The sequence below is a fragment of the Gilliamella sp. W8136 genome, assembly GCF_016101285.1.
GTDB lineage: Bacteria > Pseudomonadota > Gammaproteobacteria > Enterobacterales > Orbaceae > Gilliamella > Gilliamella apicola_N.
In genome coordinates, this window is the sequence record NZ_JACFQU010000008.1 from 81,778 (window position 1) to 96,643 (window position 14,866).

15 protein-coding genes and 2 pseudogenes are annotated in these 14,866 nt (G+C 35.5%); 7 read left to right on the top strand and 10 right to left on the bottom strand.

Going from position 1 to position 14,866, the window contains the following annotated elements; all coding sequences use genetic code 11:
• Positions 1-69: 69 nt before the first annotated feature.
• Both ampD and H3T96_RS15050 read left to right on the top strand, forming a co-directional pair.
• Positions 70-618 (top strand): annotated as a pseudogene (gene ampD / locus H3T96_RS15045) (1,6-anhydro-N-acetylmuramyl-L-alanine amidase AmpD); the annotation flags it as partial.
• Positions 598-933, top strand: a complete 336-nt coding sequence (locus H3T96_RS15050; RefSeq protein ID WP_370545722.1) for a YqcC family protein — start codon at positions 598-600, stop codon at positions 931-933. The pseudogene ampD and the gene H3T96_RS15050, both read left to right, overlap by 21 nt.
• Before the next feature lie 119 nt (positions 934-1,052).
• Here the strand turns inward: H3T96_RS15050 and mltG are convergent, their stop codons facing one another.
• Both mltG and alr read right to left on the bottom strand, forming a co-directional pair.
• Positions 1,053-2,063 carry an endolytic transglycosylase MltG gene (gene mltG, locus H3T96_RS06695; RefSeq protein WP_172398402.1) on the bottom strand — a complete coding sequence of 337 codons (1,011 nt, stop codon included), beginning with the start codon at positions 2,061-2,063 and terminating at the stop codon, positions 1,053-1,055.
• A 6-nt stretch (positions 2,064-2,069) separates the two neighbouring features.
• Positions 2,070-3,158, bottom strand: coding sequence for an alanine racemase (gene alr / locus H3T96_RS06700; protein ID WP_144091911.1), 1,089 nt, complete (start codon positions 3,156-3,158; stop codon positions 2,070-2,072).
• A gap of 207 nt (positions 3,159-3,365) precedes the next feature.
• Between alr and H3T96_RS06705 the strand changes: the two genes are divergently transcribed.
• Entirely contained in the window at positions 3,366-5,513 is a 2,148-nt protein-coding gene (locus H3T96_RS06705) for a TonB-dependent siderophore receptor (protein WP_198248619.1), read from the top strand.
• Positions 5,514-5,595: 82 nt separating this feature from the next.
• On the opposite strand, the gene H3T96_RS06710 is transcribed toward H3T96_RS06705, so the two are convergent.
• Positions 5,596-5,925 carry a nitrous oxide-stimulated promoter family protein gene (locus tag H3T96_RS06710; protein ID WP_144091910.1) on the bottom strand — a complete coding sequence of 110 codons (330 nt, stop codon included), beginning with the start codon at positions 5,923-5,925 and terminating at the stop codon, positions 5,596-5,598.
• A 72-nt stretch (positions 5,926-5,997) separates the two neighbouring features.
• Between H3T96_RS06710 and H3T96_RS06715 the strand changes: the two genes are divergently transcribed.
• Entirely contained in the window at positions 5,998-6,828 is an 831-nt protein-coding gene (locus H3T96_RS06715) for a shikimate 5-dehydrogenase (RefSeq protein ID WP_186279246.1), read from the top strand.
• A gap of 74 nt (positions 6,829-6,902) precedes the next feature.
• Here the strand turns inward: H3T96_RS06715 and ycaO are convergent, their stop codons facing one another.
• Positions 6,903-8,669, bottom strand: a complete 1,767-nt coding sequence (gene ycaO / locus H3T96_RS06720) for a 30S ribosomal protein S12 methylthiotransferase accessory factor YcaO (RefSeq protein ID WP_144091909.1) — start codon at positions 8,667-8,669, stop codon at positions 6,903-6,905.
• A gap of 127 nt (positions 8,670-8,796) precedes the next feature.
• Between ycaO and H3T96_RS06725 the strand changes: the two genes are divergently transcribed.
• Complete coding sequence (locus H3T96_RS06725) at positions 8,797-9,156, top strand: DUF4282 domain-containing protein (RefSeq protein ID WP_086326889.1); 360 nt, start codon at positions 8,797-8,799, stop codon at positions 9,154-9,156.
• A 106-nt stretch (positions 9,157-9,262) separates the two neighbouring features.
• Here H3T96_RS06725 and tsaD read toward each other — a convergent pair whose 3' ends face one another.
• The 4 genes from tsaD to coaE are packed head-to-tail and all read right to left on the bottom strand — an operon-like array spanning position 9,263 to position 11,883.
• On the bottom strand, positions 9,263-10,288 hold the full coding sequence (gene tsaD, locus H3T96_RS06730; protein ID WP_144091908.1) for a tRNA (adenosine(37)-N6)-threonylcarbamoyltransferase complex transferase subunit TsaD: 1,026 nt from the start codon (positions 10,286-10,288) through the stop codon (positions 9,263-9,265).
• Positions 10,288-10,506 (bottom strand): DNA gyrase inhibitor YacG, encoded by a 219-nt coding sequence (yacG, locus tag H3T96_RS06735; protein ID WP_065737285.1) that lies wholly within the window; start codon positions 10,504-10,506, stop codon positions 10,288-10,290. Before yacG ends, tsaD begins: the two co-directional genes overlap by 1 nt.
• A 28-nt stretch (positions 10,507-10,534) precedes the next feature.
• Entirely contained in the window at positions 10,535-11,272 is a 738-nt protein-coding gene (gene zapD, locus H3T96_RS06740) for a cell division protein ZapD (protein ID WP_144091907.1), read from the bottom strand.
• A gap of 2 nt (positions 11,273-11,274) precedes the next feature.
• A complete protein-coding gene (gene coaE, locus H3T96_RS06745) occupies positions 11,275-11,883 on the bottom strand; it encodes a dephospho-CoA kinase (RefSeq protein ID WP_086351400.1) in 609 nt (202 codons plus the stop codon).
• Between the two features lie 406 nt (positions 11,884-12,289).
• On the opposite strand from coaE, the gene lexA reads away from it, so the two are divergent.
• Positions 12,290-12,916, top strand: coding sequence for a transcriptional repressor LexA (gene lexA / locus H3T96_RS06750; RefSeq protein ID WP_065737288.1), 627 nt, complete (start codon positions 12,290-12,292; stop codon positions 12,914-12,916).
• A gap of 51 nt (positions 12,917-12,967) precedes the next feature.
• Positions 12,968-13,339 (top strand): hypothetical protein, encoded by a 372-nt coding sequence (locus tag H3T96_RS06755; protein WP_086327406.1) that lies wholly within the window; start codon positions 12,968-12,970, stop codon positions 13,337-13,339.
• Between the two features lie 121 nt (positions 13,340-13,460).
• On the opposite strand, the gene H3T96_RS06760 is transcribed toward H3T96_RS06755, so the two are convergent.
• Both H3T96_RS06760 and H3T96_RS06765 read right to left on the bottom strand, forming a co-directional pair.
• Complete coding sequence (locus H3T96_RS06760) at positions 13,461-14,165, bottom strand: ABC transporter permease (RefSeq protein WP_086327407.1); 705 nt, start codon at positions 14,163-14,165, stop codon at positions 13,461-13,463.
• A gap of 16 nt (positions 14,166-14,181) precedes the next feature.
• Positions 14,182-14,864: pseudogene (locus H3T96_RS06765) on the bottom strand (ABC transporter permease).
• Between the last annotated feature and the right edge of the window lie 2 nt (positions 14,865-14,866).

The window sequence follows — 14,866 nt, forward strand, 5'->3', positions numbered from 1 at the left end:
TGTTTGTGAAATATGTCGCAAAGACAAGCTGATGAATGAAAGATCTTTTAAAATGAGTTGGAGTTTACTATGTCACTAAAAATTGTTAATGGTTGGTTACAAGGGATCAAACAGATCATTTCGCCTTTTTATGATGAACGCCCAACCGATAAATCTATATCTTTACTGGTGATCCATAATATCAGCTTACCACCTAATCAATACGGTGGGCCTTATGTAGAACAGTTATTTACCGGTAAACTTGATCCGAATGAACATCCCTACTTTGCAACAATTTATCAATTAAAAGTATCAACTCATCTGTTCATTCGTCGAGACGGAGAAATCATTCAATTTGTACCGTTCGATAAACGAGCTTGGCATGCAGGTAAGTCAATCTTTGAGGGGCAAGAAAACTGTAATGACTTTTCAATTGGTATTGAAATGGAGGGATGTGATACTGATAATTTTACAGATATACAGTATCAACAACTTGCAGCGGTAACCTTATTACTACAACAAACTTATGCTATAAAAAATATTATCGGTCATAGTGATATTGCGCCCGACCGTAAAACGGATCCTGGTCCATGTTTTGATTGGCAATTTTATCGAGGATTGCTTACTCAAAAATCACAAGTAAAGCTATTTGAAAAACAACTAGAGTTAATTATCGCAGAGCTACAAAAAATTGCATTATGGCAAACATCGCCACCGAATCCTGATGCCTTTTTAAGTGAGCAACCCTTTGCGCTTGATACTATGCAAGCCCATGAATGGTTACAATGGATTTTTATTCCACGCATGCGAGCACTTATTGAAGCTAATGCCAATTTACCTCAATTTGCTTTACATCCGTACTTTGAAGAAGCACTAAAAGATGAAGAAGCAAACATTCATAATTTATTAAATCTGATTAAACAGCTTGATGAATTATCCTCCTCACAAAAATAAAGATAAAAAAATTACCGCATTCAATTTGCGGTAATTTTCAAGTTAACATCAATATGGAGCCAATCAAAACAGTTGAGAATACCATTAATCTCATTTAGGTGACTTTAAAATTAATCATCCTATTTTGACAATTTACGATACTCATTGACTGCCTGTAGATGATTTCCATAATTATCAGAAAACGTATGTCCACCTGTGCCATTGGCTACGAAGAATAGATAATTTGTTTTAGCCGGGTGCGCTGCGGCTTCTAATGAGGCTAAGCTTGGCATAGCAATGGGGGTTGGCGGTAATCCATCAATAACATAGGTATTATATGGATTTTGGGTATCTGTTAAGTCGATACGCCTAATCACTCCAGTATAATTATCGCCTAAACCATAAATAATAGTAGGATCGGTTTGCAACTTCATTTTGGCTTTTAAGCGATTAACAAACACTGAAGCAACATTGGCACGCTCAGAACTAAGAGCCGTTTCTTTCTCAATGATTGAAGCAATAATCAACATTTCATAAGGTGATTGATAAGGTAAATCATTATCGCGGTTACCCCATATTTTTTGTAAATTGCTTTTCATAGTCATATGCGCACGTTTTAATATATTAATATCTAACGTATCTGCCGTATAAAGATAGGTATCAGGGGTTAACCAACCTTCAATTGAACCTTCAATCCCTAATAATTTTGCGATCTCTTCGTCTGTTTTGCCAGCCAAGGTTTGCTGTATATAAGGCGTGTTTTGAATCACTTTTAGCCAATCTTTAGCACGTTTACCCTCAACAAATTGAATAGAGAAATTACTCTCTTTACCTGATACTAATAAGCGCAAAAATTCTTCGACGGTCATATGAGGGTGTAGTTGATACGTTCCAGCTTTGATGGAGCTTAAGGAGGGATCTAACTTAGATAAATAAGGCAGCAGAAAAGCTCTATCCATCAATTTCGTCTCTTTGAGTTGAGTAATTAATTGATGCATTGATGTGCCTTTTTTCAAAACAAACATTTGATTATCAGGTGTCACATTAATTTGCTGCTTGGAAAATTGCTGTAAAGAATAGTAACAGATACTGAAAGAACCAACGACAATTGCAACAAAGGTAAATAACGTATATAAAAATATTTTCTTAATCATAACTTATCTATCTACATAATGGATTTTTGCTCGTGCAGTTAAGCGTGTAACTAATTCATAAGGGCTAATGCCCGTGTATTTAGCGATCTCTTCAACGGGTAAATCTTGTCCCCAAAAGATCACTTCATCACCTGGTTTTTCCTGACTATCGATACCTAAATCGACTACAATCATGTCCATTGATACATGACCAACAATCGGCACTCTACGACCATTCACTAAAACGGGCGTATTTTCGGGAATATTTCTTGGGTAACCATCGCCATAGCCCATAGCTACGACACCGAGTTTTGTATCGCGCTGGCTACGCCAGATCTGACCATAACCGACAGATTCACCTTTTTTATGGCTGCGTACCGCGATAAGTTCCGATTTGAATGTCATGGCTGGTCTCAATTCAGCAATGGGATCATTAAAGGGTGAAATGCCGTATAAACTAATACCAGGGCGCACTATTTCACGTTGTGATTGCGTCCAAGCAAGCGTACCACTTGATGCTGCTATCGAACATTTACCAATTAATGATTTATCTTCGATTGAGGCAATGAACTGATCAAACAATTTGATCTGTTTTGCAGTTTGTTCTGAGGTTAATTCATCAGCAGAACTAAAATGACTTATAATATTAATTGGTTTACGCACCACCGAACAACTGGCTAAGCGATAAAATTCTGCCTTTGCTTCCTCAAGATTAAATCCTAAACGATGCATCCCTGTATCAAGTTTAAACCATGCAGTAATTTCGTTTTCTAGAGGAGATGATTGTAATGCATCAATTTGCCATTTACTGTGAACAGCTGATTGGATATTAAAATCGACTAAATCAACAATATCATCATGTGGAAAAAAACCTTCTAAACAAATGATAGGAGTATTGATCCCTTTTTGACGCAACAGCATTGCTTCACAAATCCGTGCTACACCAAAACAATCCACCATGTTTTGTAACAGTTCAGCCACACCTACAATTCCATGCGAATACGCGTTTGCTTTAATGGTTGCCACCAATTGACTATTTGGTGCAATTTTTCGAATATACTCGACATTATGAACAATTGCTTGACGATTAACTTCTATTACTGCGATAGACATTTTTATCAACCTAAATTTTTCTTAAGTCATCATTGTAAATATTGTTATCAATAATGACAAATTTTTCTTTTCATAAAAAAACCTATTTTTACCATTAAAATTTTCACAATTCTAATTAATTTAATTATTTACACATATAATAATAATGATTATCATTTGCATTAAATTTACATAAATAGTTTAAAGTTGTACAGGATAAAATAGATAATGAGAACAATTAGTACCAAAAATTTCATTAAACCAAGCTGTTATATAGCAATATTGAATATCTGCTTTTGTATGGATACTTTTGCAGAAGAGCGAAAAAACAATCCACAAGATACCATTATTGTGACAGCCGATCGTAATGAAAAAACTGTTTGGGACAGCTCAATATCAGTCAATGCAGTCAATCGAGATGATATTGATAAGCAAAATGGTGATTCTGTTGTTGAAGCATTACGTGACATCCCTGGAGTTGAAATTACCGATAATGCTCTTGCTGGACGCAAACAGATCATGATCCGTGGTGAAGCGCCTTCACGCATTTTAATGTTAATTGATGGGCAAGAAGTAACTTATCATCGTTCCGGACACGGATCGAGTGCCGGTGTGTTAATTGATATGGAATCGGTTGAACGCATTGAGGTGATTAAAGGACCTCACTCTGTATTATACGGTTCACAAGCTATTGGTGGTGTGGTTAATTTTATTACACGTAAAGGTAGCAAAAATGGTTCTCCCATCAATGGTGATATGAAATTTATTTATAATCAATCGACAGATGGTTTTACTGAGATGGGTACCGTAAACGGTTCAATTGACGGTATTTTTGATTACCGTATTAGTGGAACTTATGCTGAAAATAATGATCGCAAAGCCTATCAAGGCAAACTGCACAATACCGATTTTGGTAATAACAGTTTAAGTTCATGGTTTGGGCTTAATCTGGATAAACATAAATTGGGTATCTCACTAGATCGTTATAAACTTGATACTAAAACCTATACTGATAAAGATGATACCTCACCACAAGTTAAAGAATTCTGGGTAAAACTACCCAAATTACAACGAGAAAAAGTTGGATTGTTTTATGATTATGAAGCCAATGGTGATTTCTTAAAAAAACTTCATTATGATGCTTATGCACAAAAACTAAATCGTCAATTTAGAAATCATGTTGTGGTATCACCTGCACCTATTATGAATGTTACAACTAATACCGCAACTGATGATGAACAAAAAACGTATGGTATGACATTGCAATCAGATTTTGAGCTACGCAAGGATATGAATCTTATTACGGGTATGCAATATCAACAAGATAATGTCGATCAAGATTCACATAATGTCGTCGTATCAAAAATGCCTTCACCAAAAGCAAGTTATACACAACACAGATATCTAACCAATAAATGGCAGCAATCCAGTATCTCACTATTTGGCCAAAATGATTGGACAATTACTGATGATATTTCTTGGAATATTGGCGCTCGCCAATATTGGGTACAATCAAAATTAAAAAAAGGTCACACGACAATCAATAAAGTTCCAATTATAGGTGCGACTTCCTCCAATTATAAAATTGATGGCAGAAAGAAAGATCATGATAATAACTTTGTTGTATCGTCAGGTTTAACCTATTCTGGAATTGAACATACGCAATTAAGAGCCTCTTTTGCCCAAGGATATGTTTATCCAACACTTTCACATCTTTATGCAGTCACTTCAGCGGCTTCGCAAACAATCTATGGTAACGCTAATTTAAAAGCTGAAAAATCCAATAACTACGAAATTGGGTTACGTTATAATAATAACCAATGGTTAATTGATGGGGCGATTTATTTTTCAGATGCAAAAGATTATATTACGCAAATGAATTGTAATGGTTCGGCGATTTGTGATGGCACATCTGGGCGAAATTACACTTATTACGGTAATGCCAATAAAGCCAAAACTCATGGTCTTGAATTGAGTATTGAATATTTAGAACTACCCGTTACCCCTTATCTAAAAGGCAATTATTTACGTCGTAAAATTGAAACAGAAACCTATACAACTTATGATACTGGCAACCCACGCTTTACAGGGAATGCAGGGATAAAACATACTGCTTACTTTGATAAATTTGATATCGATTCCGATCTGTTTATGCGATTTGCGACTAAAGCCACACAACGTAGTGATTCATCGGTGTATCATTACAGTGGTTGGTCAACGCTCAACTTATCTGCAACCACCTCGTTCGGTTTAGATCGTCAGTACCATATTGGGATAGATCTCAATAATATATTAAATAAGAACTATAGGACTGCTTATGAATCGATTCCTGCGGCTAAATTCCACGCTATAATTAGTGCAAGTATGAAATTTTAGATTGAAAGATTAACCTTGCTCACTCATGAGTGATTATGATCAACATCGAATCGTTTTGAGTGAGTAAAACCGATTAGTCACACTATTTTCGGGTCAAATTTTTATACAAATGCTTAAACGCCATGATAGGATGATGGATAATCATTCGAGGTCCTGAAAAGCGCATAACTTGTTTAATTTTCTGTTTATAATCCTTACGATAACAATGCTTCGGGCAACGCTCGCAGGTCGTTTTCTGCTCTCCAAAACGGCACATGGTTAAGCGTTGCATGGCATATTGCAATAAGTCGTTACATTCTTCACATAACTGATTAGCTTTAGAGTGATGATGTTTGTTGCAATATAGATAAATCATTGCACTAACGGTTTTCTTTTCTTCTTGTATTTTGGGTCCGGTATTATTAGCAACCATAATCTTACATGTCAGATGAATAAAGTGTTAAAATAAATATGAATTTAATTATGATCACAAGGATTCGTTGTAATGGCAAGAATTATTAACAAAGATACCACCGTTTGCATGTCCCTTTCAGCAAGACCTAGCAATTTTGGCACCCGTTTTCATAACTATTTATATGAACAACTTAATTTAAATTATCTCTATAAAGCCTTTACCACTAATAACTTAAAAGATGCGATTTATGGTATCAAAGCATTAGCCATTCGTGGCTGCGCTATTTCAATGCCTTATAAAGAAGCGTGTATTGAGTTTATTGATGAATTGGATGATTCTGTAAAATCGATCCAATCGGTCAACACAATTGTTAATACTGATCACCATTTAAAGGCTTATAATACCGATTATATTGCTGTTGCTAAACTGATTGAAGAAAATCACATTGATAATAATACCCCTTTTGTATTAAAAGGAAGTGGTGGAATGGCCAATGCGGTGATTGGTGCCTTTTATGATGCAGGTTTTAAAAATGGCATAATTGCAGCACGCAACCAAACTAAAGGTGAAGCGTTAGCCAAGCGTTATGGTTATGCTTGGGTTAAAAATGAGCAAGACATCGCACCTGAACAGGCAAAACTCATTATTAATGTAACGCCAATTGGAATGCTAGGCGGTGCTGAAGCCAACGATCTGGCCTTTCCACAATTAATGATTGAAAATGCCGATATTGTATTTGATGTAGTTGCTCTGCCCGTAGAAACACCTATGATCAAATTGGCCAAATCACTCAATAAAATCATTATTTCCGGTGCAGATGTCGCTGTAATACAAGCACTGGAACAATTTGTGTTATACACCGGCGTTACGCCAAGTAAAGAGTTAGTGAAGCAAGCTGGAGATTTTGCTAGGCAGGGTTAAACAATAGTCTATTCCACCCGCTTTATGGGTGGAATAATATCAAAAGTAGATGAACCACTTTAACAATTGGAAATTTATAACATAGCTTGATGTAACTTCTGATACACTGCCAATAACTTTTGATGCATCGCGAATTGTTGCAAATTATTATTGGATGATTTATCCGTCATGGTTAAATCAGCTAACCCAAAAAACGTTTTTTCGCCATTGGCATATTGCCACATCTCATCAACACACTCTTTACCATACATTTTATAAAATGCATCTTGATAATGGTTGAACTGTTTTTTATCTCGCTCAAGAATAAAATTAACCAATGTTTGTAAGCAACGATAAGCATGATTGCGTTGAGGGGTAAAAATTGACTCGTTCATTTCTACTGTCCAATCAATCCAAGCTTGGGCTTGCTCTAAATCTTTTGCTGCCAATGCCATCATCGCTTTAAGTTCACCAATACGTAACGTTAGCCAAGCATTATCCGATCCAGTTGCAATACCGAGCAATTCACGAACTCGGGCAAAATCATCTAAGCCTTCTTCATCCAATTGTTCAATAATATTCAGATACTGTTTAGCCGTCAGTTTTTTATAAGGCAACGATAAAATCAGATCTCGCAGATGAATCGCCATATTATTATTGGCAAACAACAAATCTTCTGGTGGATAGATTTCTGACATTCCAACCGCTAAAATTCGACAAGCATAGACGCCTAAATGCTCATAATCCATAATTAATACTTCGATTTTATGGCGGTTAAAAATCGCCATTAAGTTTGCAAATTCCTGTTCGGTGGTTCCAGAAAAATCCCAATCCACAAATTCATAATCAGATTGTTGATTAAATAGATCCCAAGAAATTAAACCACTTGAATCGATAAAATGTGTTTCTAAATTACTCAAATCTGCGACATCATCGTTATCAAAGCTTGGTGGCGAAAACACATCAAGATCTTTCAAACTGCGACCTTGCAACAGCTCAGTAACGGTTCTTTCAAGGGCAACGCCAAAATTAGGATGCGCTCCAAACGACGCATAACTCGTACCATTTTGAGGATTAAATAACACGACACAAATTACTGGAAATTCCCCACCAAGAGACGCATCAAAGCAGTAAAGCGGAAATCCTTCTTTTTCTAGCGCCTCAATTGCTGCTAATACCTCAGGATAGCGATTAATCACATCAGTTGGTATAAGCGGTAAACTAATCGCCTCAGCAATAATTTTATTTTTGGCAAAACGTTCGAAAATTTCGGATAGCCCCTGTACTCGAGCTTCATTACAGGTGTTGCCAGCAGACATACCATTAGAAGCGTATAAATTAGCAATCAAATTGACAGGCACATAAACTGTTTTTTGATCTGACTGTTGAACAAAAGGTAAAGCACATATGCCTCGTTGCGGATGACTTGATTGCAAATCAATTAAATCCATAGCCGTCAATTCGTCATTGGGATTGTAAAACTCAAGCAATTTTTCAGATAATAATCCTTCAGGTAAAAACCCATCTTCAGGGATTGGGAACCATTTTTCTGTTGGATAGTGTACAAAATCTGCATTGGCTGCACTTTGACCCAAATAAAAATCGGAAAAGAAATAGTTAGTCGATAATCGTTCAAAATACTCGCCTAGCGCTGACGCTAACGCAGCTTTTTTACTTGCTCCTTTACCATTGGCAAAACAAAGTGGGCATTCGGTGTTTTGAATATGAACAGACCAAACATTTGGCACAGGGTTAAGCCAAGAGGCTTCTTTCACTTCTAAATTATAGTTAGCTAATTGTTGATGAAAATAGTTAATAGAATCTTCAAGAGCAGCGTCTTTGCCGGGGATAAAAGTTTTCATGTAGTTTCTCAAAAGTTTTTTATATGATAAAAATATTGCTTTATTGGTAGATTTATTCTTAAATGTATACGCTATTGATCTAAATTAAAAGTATTAATCATCAATAATTTTTAATTAAGGAAATAAAATGAAAAAAATAATAAATTCTGAGAATTTTTCACTAGCTGACTTTTTCTTTTTCAAAAAAATGATCACTCCAGTATTCATTACTGTTATTTATTGGATAACATTAGTTTTTATCGCATTGGGCGGATTGGGTGTGATTTTTGCTAGTTTTGCAAGTTTTCAATACAGCTTTTTTGGTGGAATGTTTACGCTTATTAGCGGTATTATTACTCTTGTAGTTGGAATTATTTCAGCCAGAATTGGTTTTGAATTAATATGTGTTTTATTTAATATTAACCGAAACATCGAAAAGTTAGCATTAAATAAAGATGATGATCTTAACAATCGTTCAGATGATCAAACTACAATTAGCCAAAATTAATTTTAGTTTTCTAGTCACATAAAAAGTGGGAAAAATTCCCACTTTAATAAAATCATTCCCTAAAAAAATTTAAAACGAATAACAGACCAACCATTAATCAATGATATTATGACACATTTAGCTCGCTTAACGGCCATCTTGGTCGGACATTAATTGCTAAATCGCTATACTGTTGTTGTTTTAGATGAATCATACCTGCATAGGCAATCATAGCGCCATTATCCGTACAAAATTCAATGCGAGGGTAGTAAACCTGACCTTTACGTTGTGCCATCAGCTCAGCTAATTTATTACGTAATGTTTTGTTGGCACTTACCCCACCGGCAATCACCAAGCGGTTAAAACCCGTTTGCTCAAGTGCTCGGCGAGATTTTATTAATAATGTATCAACTAACGCATCTTCAAACGCCCGTGCGATATCGGCTTTCGTTTGTTCATCAAGATCAACACCTTGATTATACTGATGGATAGTATTGGCCGCAGCCGTTTTTAATCCCGAAAAACTAAAATCCAGTCCGGGACGATCCGTCATCGGTCTTGGAAAATGGAATCGAGAAGAATCACCTTGCTCAGCTAATTTCGAAAGTTTAGCACCACCCGGATAATCTAAACCAAGTAATTTAGCTGTTTTATCAAATGCTTCACCAGCCGCATCGTCAATAGATTCGCCCATTAAGCGATATTGACCAATACCGGTCACACTAATAAGCTGTGTATGCCCACCAGAAACAAGTAACGCCACAAACGGATACTGCGGAGGATTATCTTCCAACATTGGCGCAAGTAAATGCCCTTCCATATGATGCACTGCAACAGCTGGGACATTCCAAGCATAGGCAAGAGAACGACCTATTGACGCTCCAACCATTAAAGCTCCCACTAAACCGGGCCCTGCAGTATAAGCAACACCATCAATATCCGCTGAGGTTAAATTAGCTTCTTTTAATGCAGCTTGAATTAAAGGGACTGTTTTGCGAATATGATCACGCGAGGCCAGTTCAGGGACAACGCCACCATAATCAGCATGTAATTTAATTTGTGAATAAAGTTGGTTTGCGATCAAGCCTTGCTCATCATCGTAAATAGCAATACCTGTTTCATCACATGAAGTTTCAATTCCAAGTACTTTCATTAATGTTTACCTACATAATCGGAAAGGTCATCTTCACTCCAAAGATCTTGTTCAGATATCTCTTTATCTGCAATGCGGTGTTCTTCATTAGCCCACTCACCGAGATCGATAAGTTGACAACGTTTACTGCAAAACGGTCGATATATACTTTTGTCTGACCACTCAACATCCTTTTGACAAGTTGGACATTTGACAAATTGGATAGTTTCTTTATTCATTTAAACTCTTTTAAAATATTTAATAATGTTAACAACAAGCTAATTCAAATTCGATTGCTTCGGTATGGGTGTTTTCATTCGCTTCAAGAGGTATAAATCGAATACTATAACGAGACATATGCCCAGAAACTTGCGGATAAACATTTTTATCCAATGAAACACGAATTCGAATTAAATTAAACTCGCCATTGGTTTCTTGAAAAAAATTATTGCTACAAACAAATGGTTTAAAATTACCCATTTGCCGAATCATTTGCATACAACATGACAAGGCCTCATCAAGAATTGCCAAATGTTGTAACCAGTTTTGCACTTGCCTATCACGTTTTTCTTGTAACTGCTCTAACCATAAATAAAAGGATGGCAGATCAAAACTACAGCATCCTCCTGGGATCATTAAACGTTGACGAATCGCAGTAATAAAACGGTCATCTTTTAAGGCCTGCCCTAATCGCATAACCGAGTTAAATTTAACCAAGTAGGCATCAAATTGATTAATTAAATTATTCAATAACTCTTGATCGACACCGTCGATATTTACCCATGATAAAAGTCTATTTTTTTGGGTCTCAATTTCCTTGATTAATTCACTTTTTACATCATTGCGTTCAATGATTTCTAATAGTTCAGATAGAGCATGAAAAAATAAAAGCGCATTATTTTGATCAAAATGACTGTGCAAATTTAATTGCTTTAATAAAAATTCAATACGTAACCATGTTCGCATCTTTTCATTTAGTGGATGTTCAAAAATAATTTTATCCATACTTAACCATTCTTAATATTAAAGTTATTCAGATATTGTTGATGCAATTTATTTACTTGTGCGGTTAATGAAGTCAAATCACCATTATTAACAATGATATCATCAGCATACGTTAATCGTTTTTGAGAAGAAATTTGTGACGATATCATTTTCTTTGCTAGCGATTCATCGATATTATCTCTTTGGATAAGTCGCTCTAATTGTAATTGTTCTGGCGTATCAACCATTAGGACTCTATCAGCCAAATTATGTAAATTATTCTCAACTAATAGGGGGACAACCCAAATTACATAAGCAGCAGTTTGCTGGGCAATTTGGATTTGTGTTTGTTCTTGAATGATTGGATGTAACAAATTATTTAGCCAAAGTCTTTCATGATCATTATTGAAGATAATGTCTCTTAATTGACTACGGTCTATCTCATTATTGGGTAATAAAATTTCTTGGCTAAAATGTTTAACAATCACCTTATAGGCATCAGTTCCTATTTCAACAACTTGCCGAGCAATGACATCAGCATCAATAATAGGCACACCTAACTGAGCAAAAAGGTTAGCGATGGTACTTTTACCACTAGCGATTCCACCACTCAGAGCTACAATATAAGGCATGAAATAGATTCCAAATCCAATCAAATAAAATTCTTCTAATAGTATAACATACAAGTGATTTTCATTACATACGCCAAATTATCTAAAAAGTAAAGAAAACAGCGAATTTTGTTTAGATATCATAAGCAATATTTGTTCAAAATAGCGTCAGGATTGATCAACGAATTGATTTTTTTGAAAATAGTAAAACCGTGTTATTTTTTTTTGCCCAATTGATTAAAATAAATAGCTGTTTTAAGCGTATCATCCTGCAAATAGTCGAAAAAATGGTGTTTATTTTGCAGAAATAAGCCCACTATTACTTTGATTTATCATCATACCGAAAATAAATTTAATAAAATTGTTGGTTTTATATCTATAGCTGTATATAATCACATGCATCTGTATAAAAAAACAGGAATTAATAATGAGACCATTAACGGAACGCCAAAGACAGATTTATGATTTAATCAAAGATAATATTCAAACAACTGGCATGCCACCAACTCGAGCTGAAATTGCCCAAAAATTAGGATTTCGCTCAGCAAATGCAGCAGAAGAACACCTAAAAGCACTTGCCAAAAAAGGGGCAATTGAAATGATTGCCGGATCATCTCGAGGAATTCGTTTATTACTGGAAAGACAAGAAGAGCAAAATGATTTTCAGGGAATTCCTTTAATTGGACAAGTTGCAGCAGGTTCGCCAATTTTGGCACAAGAACATATTGAAAGTCACTACCAAGTCGATCCATCCCTATTTAAACCTCATGCCGATTTTTTACTTAGAGTTCATGGTATGTCAATGAAAGACATCGGGATTATTGATGGTGATCTGCTTGCCGTACACAAAACGCAAGACGTAAAAAATGGGCAAGTCGTGGTTGCTCGCATTGATGATGAAGTAACAGTTAAAAGACTTTCACGTAAAGGTAAACATGTACAATTAATTGCCGAAAACGAAGAGTTCTCACCTATCGAAGTTGATCTTGAACAGCAAAGTTTTGCAATTGAAGGAATTGCTGTTGGTATAATTCGTAATGGATCATGGATGTAAGAACAAAGTTGGTATAAAATGGCGAATAATTGTTAATTAGGAGATAACAATATGTGGCTATTTTGGTTATTTGAATTTTTAGGATTTGTTGCAGTTATTTTACTTATCGTTGCTTACTGTCGTATTCGTAATCAAAGATTTTGGTCGTTTACTTGGAAATATTTAAAGTGGATATTATTGTCAATTGTTGGCGTTTGGTTGGTGATAGCCGTACTTTGTCGAAATGATCTCTACAATGCCACTCATTGTTATTTTCGCGGAGTGAGTATGCATGCCCAAACAAAATATTCCATCTATTTGGGCGAATGTCAGATAGAAACGCCAAGTGGCAGTTATGTACCGATCGATCGAACTCGAGCATTACCTGGCTCAAGTGACCATGGTAATCATGACGACGTAAATGATATCTATCCAACTAATTAAATAGTTAAATCTTAAAAATCAGGCTATCACAACTATGATAACCTGATTTTTTTATTACGATAAAATCTTAATCCACTGATTCAAAACACTGTTTTGTATATTTATGTTTAAAATAATGATACTAATAATGCTGATATGCTAAACAATACTTTTCTAACTTTTTAAAACCAAAGATTAATACAAAACTCACACAAAGATAGATAACCGCCGCTATGCCAAACGCATGAAAAGGTTGATAGGTTTCAGCATAAATATCTCGAGCAATTTTCATTACATCTTGAACCGTTACCGTAAATGCCAGTGCCGTCGAATGTAACATAAAAATCACTTCATTACTGTAAGCAGGTAAAGCAATATGAAAAGCTCTTGGAAAGATAATATATTGATATAATTGCCAACGATTAAAGCCTAATGCCGTTGCAGCTTCAATTTCACCGCTTGGCACATTGCGTATGGCCCCCGCAAAAACTTCAGTTGTATAAGCACAAGTATTAAGCGTGAAAGCCAAAATAGTACAATTCAAACCGCTTTGAAAAAAATCGTCTAGCCACTGGTGATCTTTAACAATGCTTAACGTATAAATTCCTGTATAAATCACAAGTAATTGTACATACAGCGGTGTGCCTCTAAAAACATAGGTGAATAACCAAATTGGCAGTTTGATAAATTTATTTGAGCAATTACGCCCAATGGCTAAAAAAATAGACAAAATACCGCCAAACAAAACAGATAAAATTAAGATCCAAAGCGTCATAGCTAGGCCAGTAATATTATAGCCATCAGTCCATAACAAAGCTTGCCAATAATCTTGAAGAATTTCTATCATTCTATAATGCTCTTTTTTATGATTTTGCTTTTGTTAGGCCGACTGAATAACGCCTATCTAGCCAATTTAATACAAGAATCGAAATAGTGGTAAAAAGCAGATAAAAAGCCGCTGCGATTAATGCAAAAAATAACGGTTGATAAGTTGCTTCCCCTACTGTCTTAGTCGCTTTAACTAAATCAAATAGTCCTAATAGTGAAACCAACGCCGTTGCTTTTAATATAATGAGCCAATTATTAGCCATACCAGGAAGCGCAAAACGCATCTTAAAGGAAACATCACATAACGAAATACCTGCATCTGACTAAATCCAAGTGCTACCGCTGCATTTAGGGTATTTTTTGATACGGCTTGATAAGCGCCACGAAAGGTTTCCGTAAAGTACGCACCATAAATAAATCCAAGCGTTAAAATACCCGCAACAAAGGGATTAACTTCGATAATATCGGCATTAAAAAAATCAGTGATATTATTGACTGCAAATTGCAAACCAAAAAAGATTAACATCATTAACACCAAATCAGGCACACCTCGAATGACCGAAGTATAAATCTGACATATTAATCGCAATGTTTTTAAATGTGACAATTTACCAAGTGCACAAACCACACCCAGTAAAACGGCAACCACTAAAGAAGCAATTGCCAGTCCTATGGTAATTAATGCACCTTGAAAGATGAGTAAACTATAGCCCTGCATTA

What these genes read in the sequence shown, in the direction of transcription:
- H3T96_RS06715 (WP_186279246.1), top strand. Translation starts at nt 5,998, where the DNA reads ATGGCAAGAATTATTAACAAAGATACCACCGTTTGCATGTCCCTTTCA.
- H3T96_RS06755 (WP_086327406.1), top strand. Translation starts at nt 12,968, where the DNA reads ATGTGGCTATTTTGGTTATTTGAATTTTTAGGATTTGTTGCAGTTATT.
- H3T96_RS06710 (WP_144091910.1), bottom strand. Translation starts at nt 5,925, where the DNA reads ATGGTTGCTAATAATACCGGACCCAAAATACAAGAAGAAAAGAAAACC.
- ycaO (WP_144091909.1), bottom strand. Translation starts at nt 8,669, where the DNA reads ATGAAAACTTTTATCCCCGGCAAAGACGCTGCTCTTGAAGATTCTATT.
- yacG (WP_065737285.1), bottom strand. Translation starts at nt 10,506, where the DNA reads ATGAATAAAGAAACTATCCAATTTGTCAAATGTCCAACTTGTCAAAAG.
- H3T96_RS06760 (WP_086327407.1), bottom strand. Translation starts at nt 14,165, where the DNA reads ATGATAGAAATTCTTCAAGATTATTGGCAAGCTTTGTTATGGACTGAT.
- lexA (WP_065737288.1), top strand. Translation starts at nt 12,290, where the DNA reads ATGAGACCATTAACGGAACGCCAAAGACAGATTTATGATTTAATCAAA.
- alr (WP_144091911.1), bottom strand. Translation starts at nt 3,158, where the DNA reads ATGTCTATCGCAGTAATAGAAGTTAATCGTCAAGCAATTGTTCATAAT.
- coaE (WP_086351400.1), bottom strand. Translation starts at nt 11,883, where the DNA reads ATGCCTTATATTGTAGCTCTGAGTGGTGGAATCGCTAGTGGTAAAAGT.
- H3T96_RS06705 (WP_198248619.1), top strand. Translation starts at nt 3,366, where the DNA reads ATGAGAACAATTAGTACCAAAAATTTCATTAAACCAAGCTGTTATATA.
- H3T96_RS06725 (WP_086326889.1), top strand. Translation starts at nt 8,797, where the DNA reads ATGAAAAAAATAATAAATTCTGAGAATTTTTCACTAGCTGACTTTTTC.
- tsaD (WP_144091908.1), bottom strand. Translation starts at nt 10,288, where the DNA reads ATGAAAGTACTTGGAATTGAAACTTCATGTGATGAAACAGGTATTGCT.
- zapD (WP_144091907.1), bottom strand. Translation starts at nt 11,272, where the DNA reads ATGGATAAAATTATTTTTGAACATCCACTAAATGAAAAGATGCGAACA.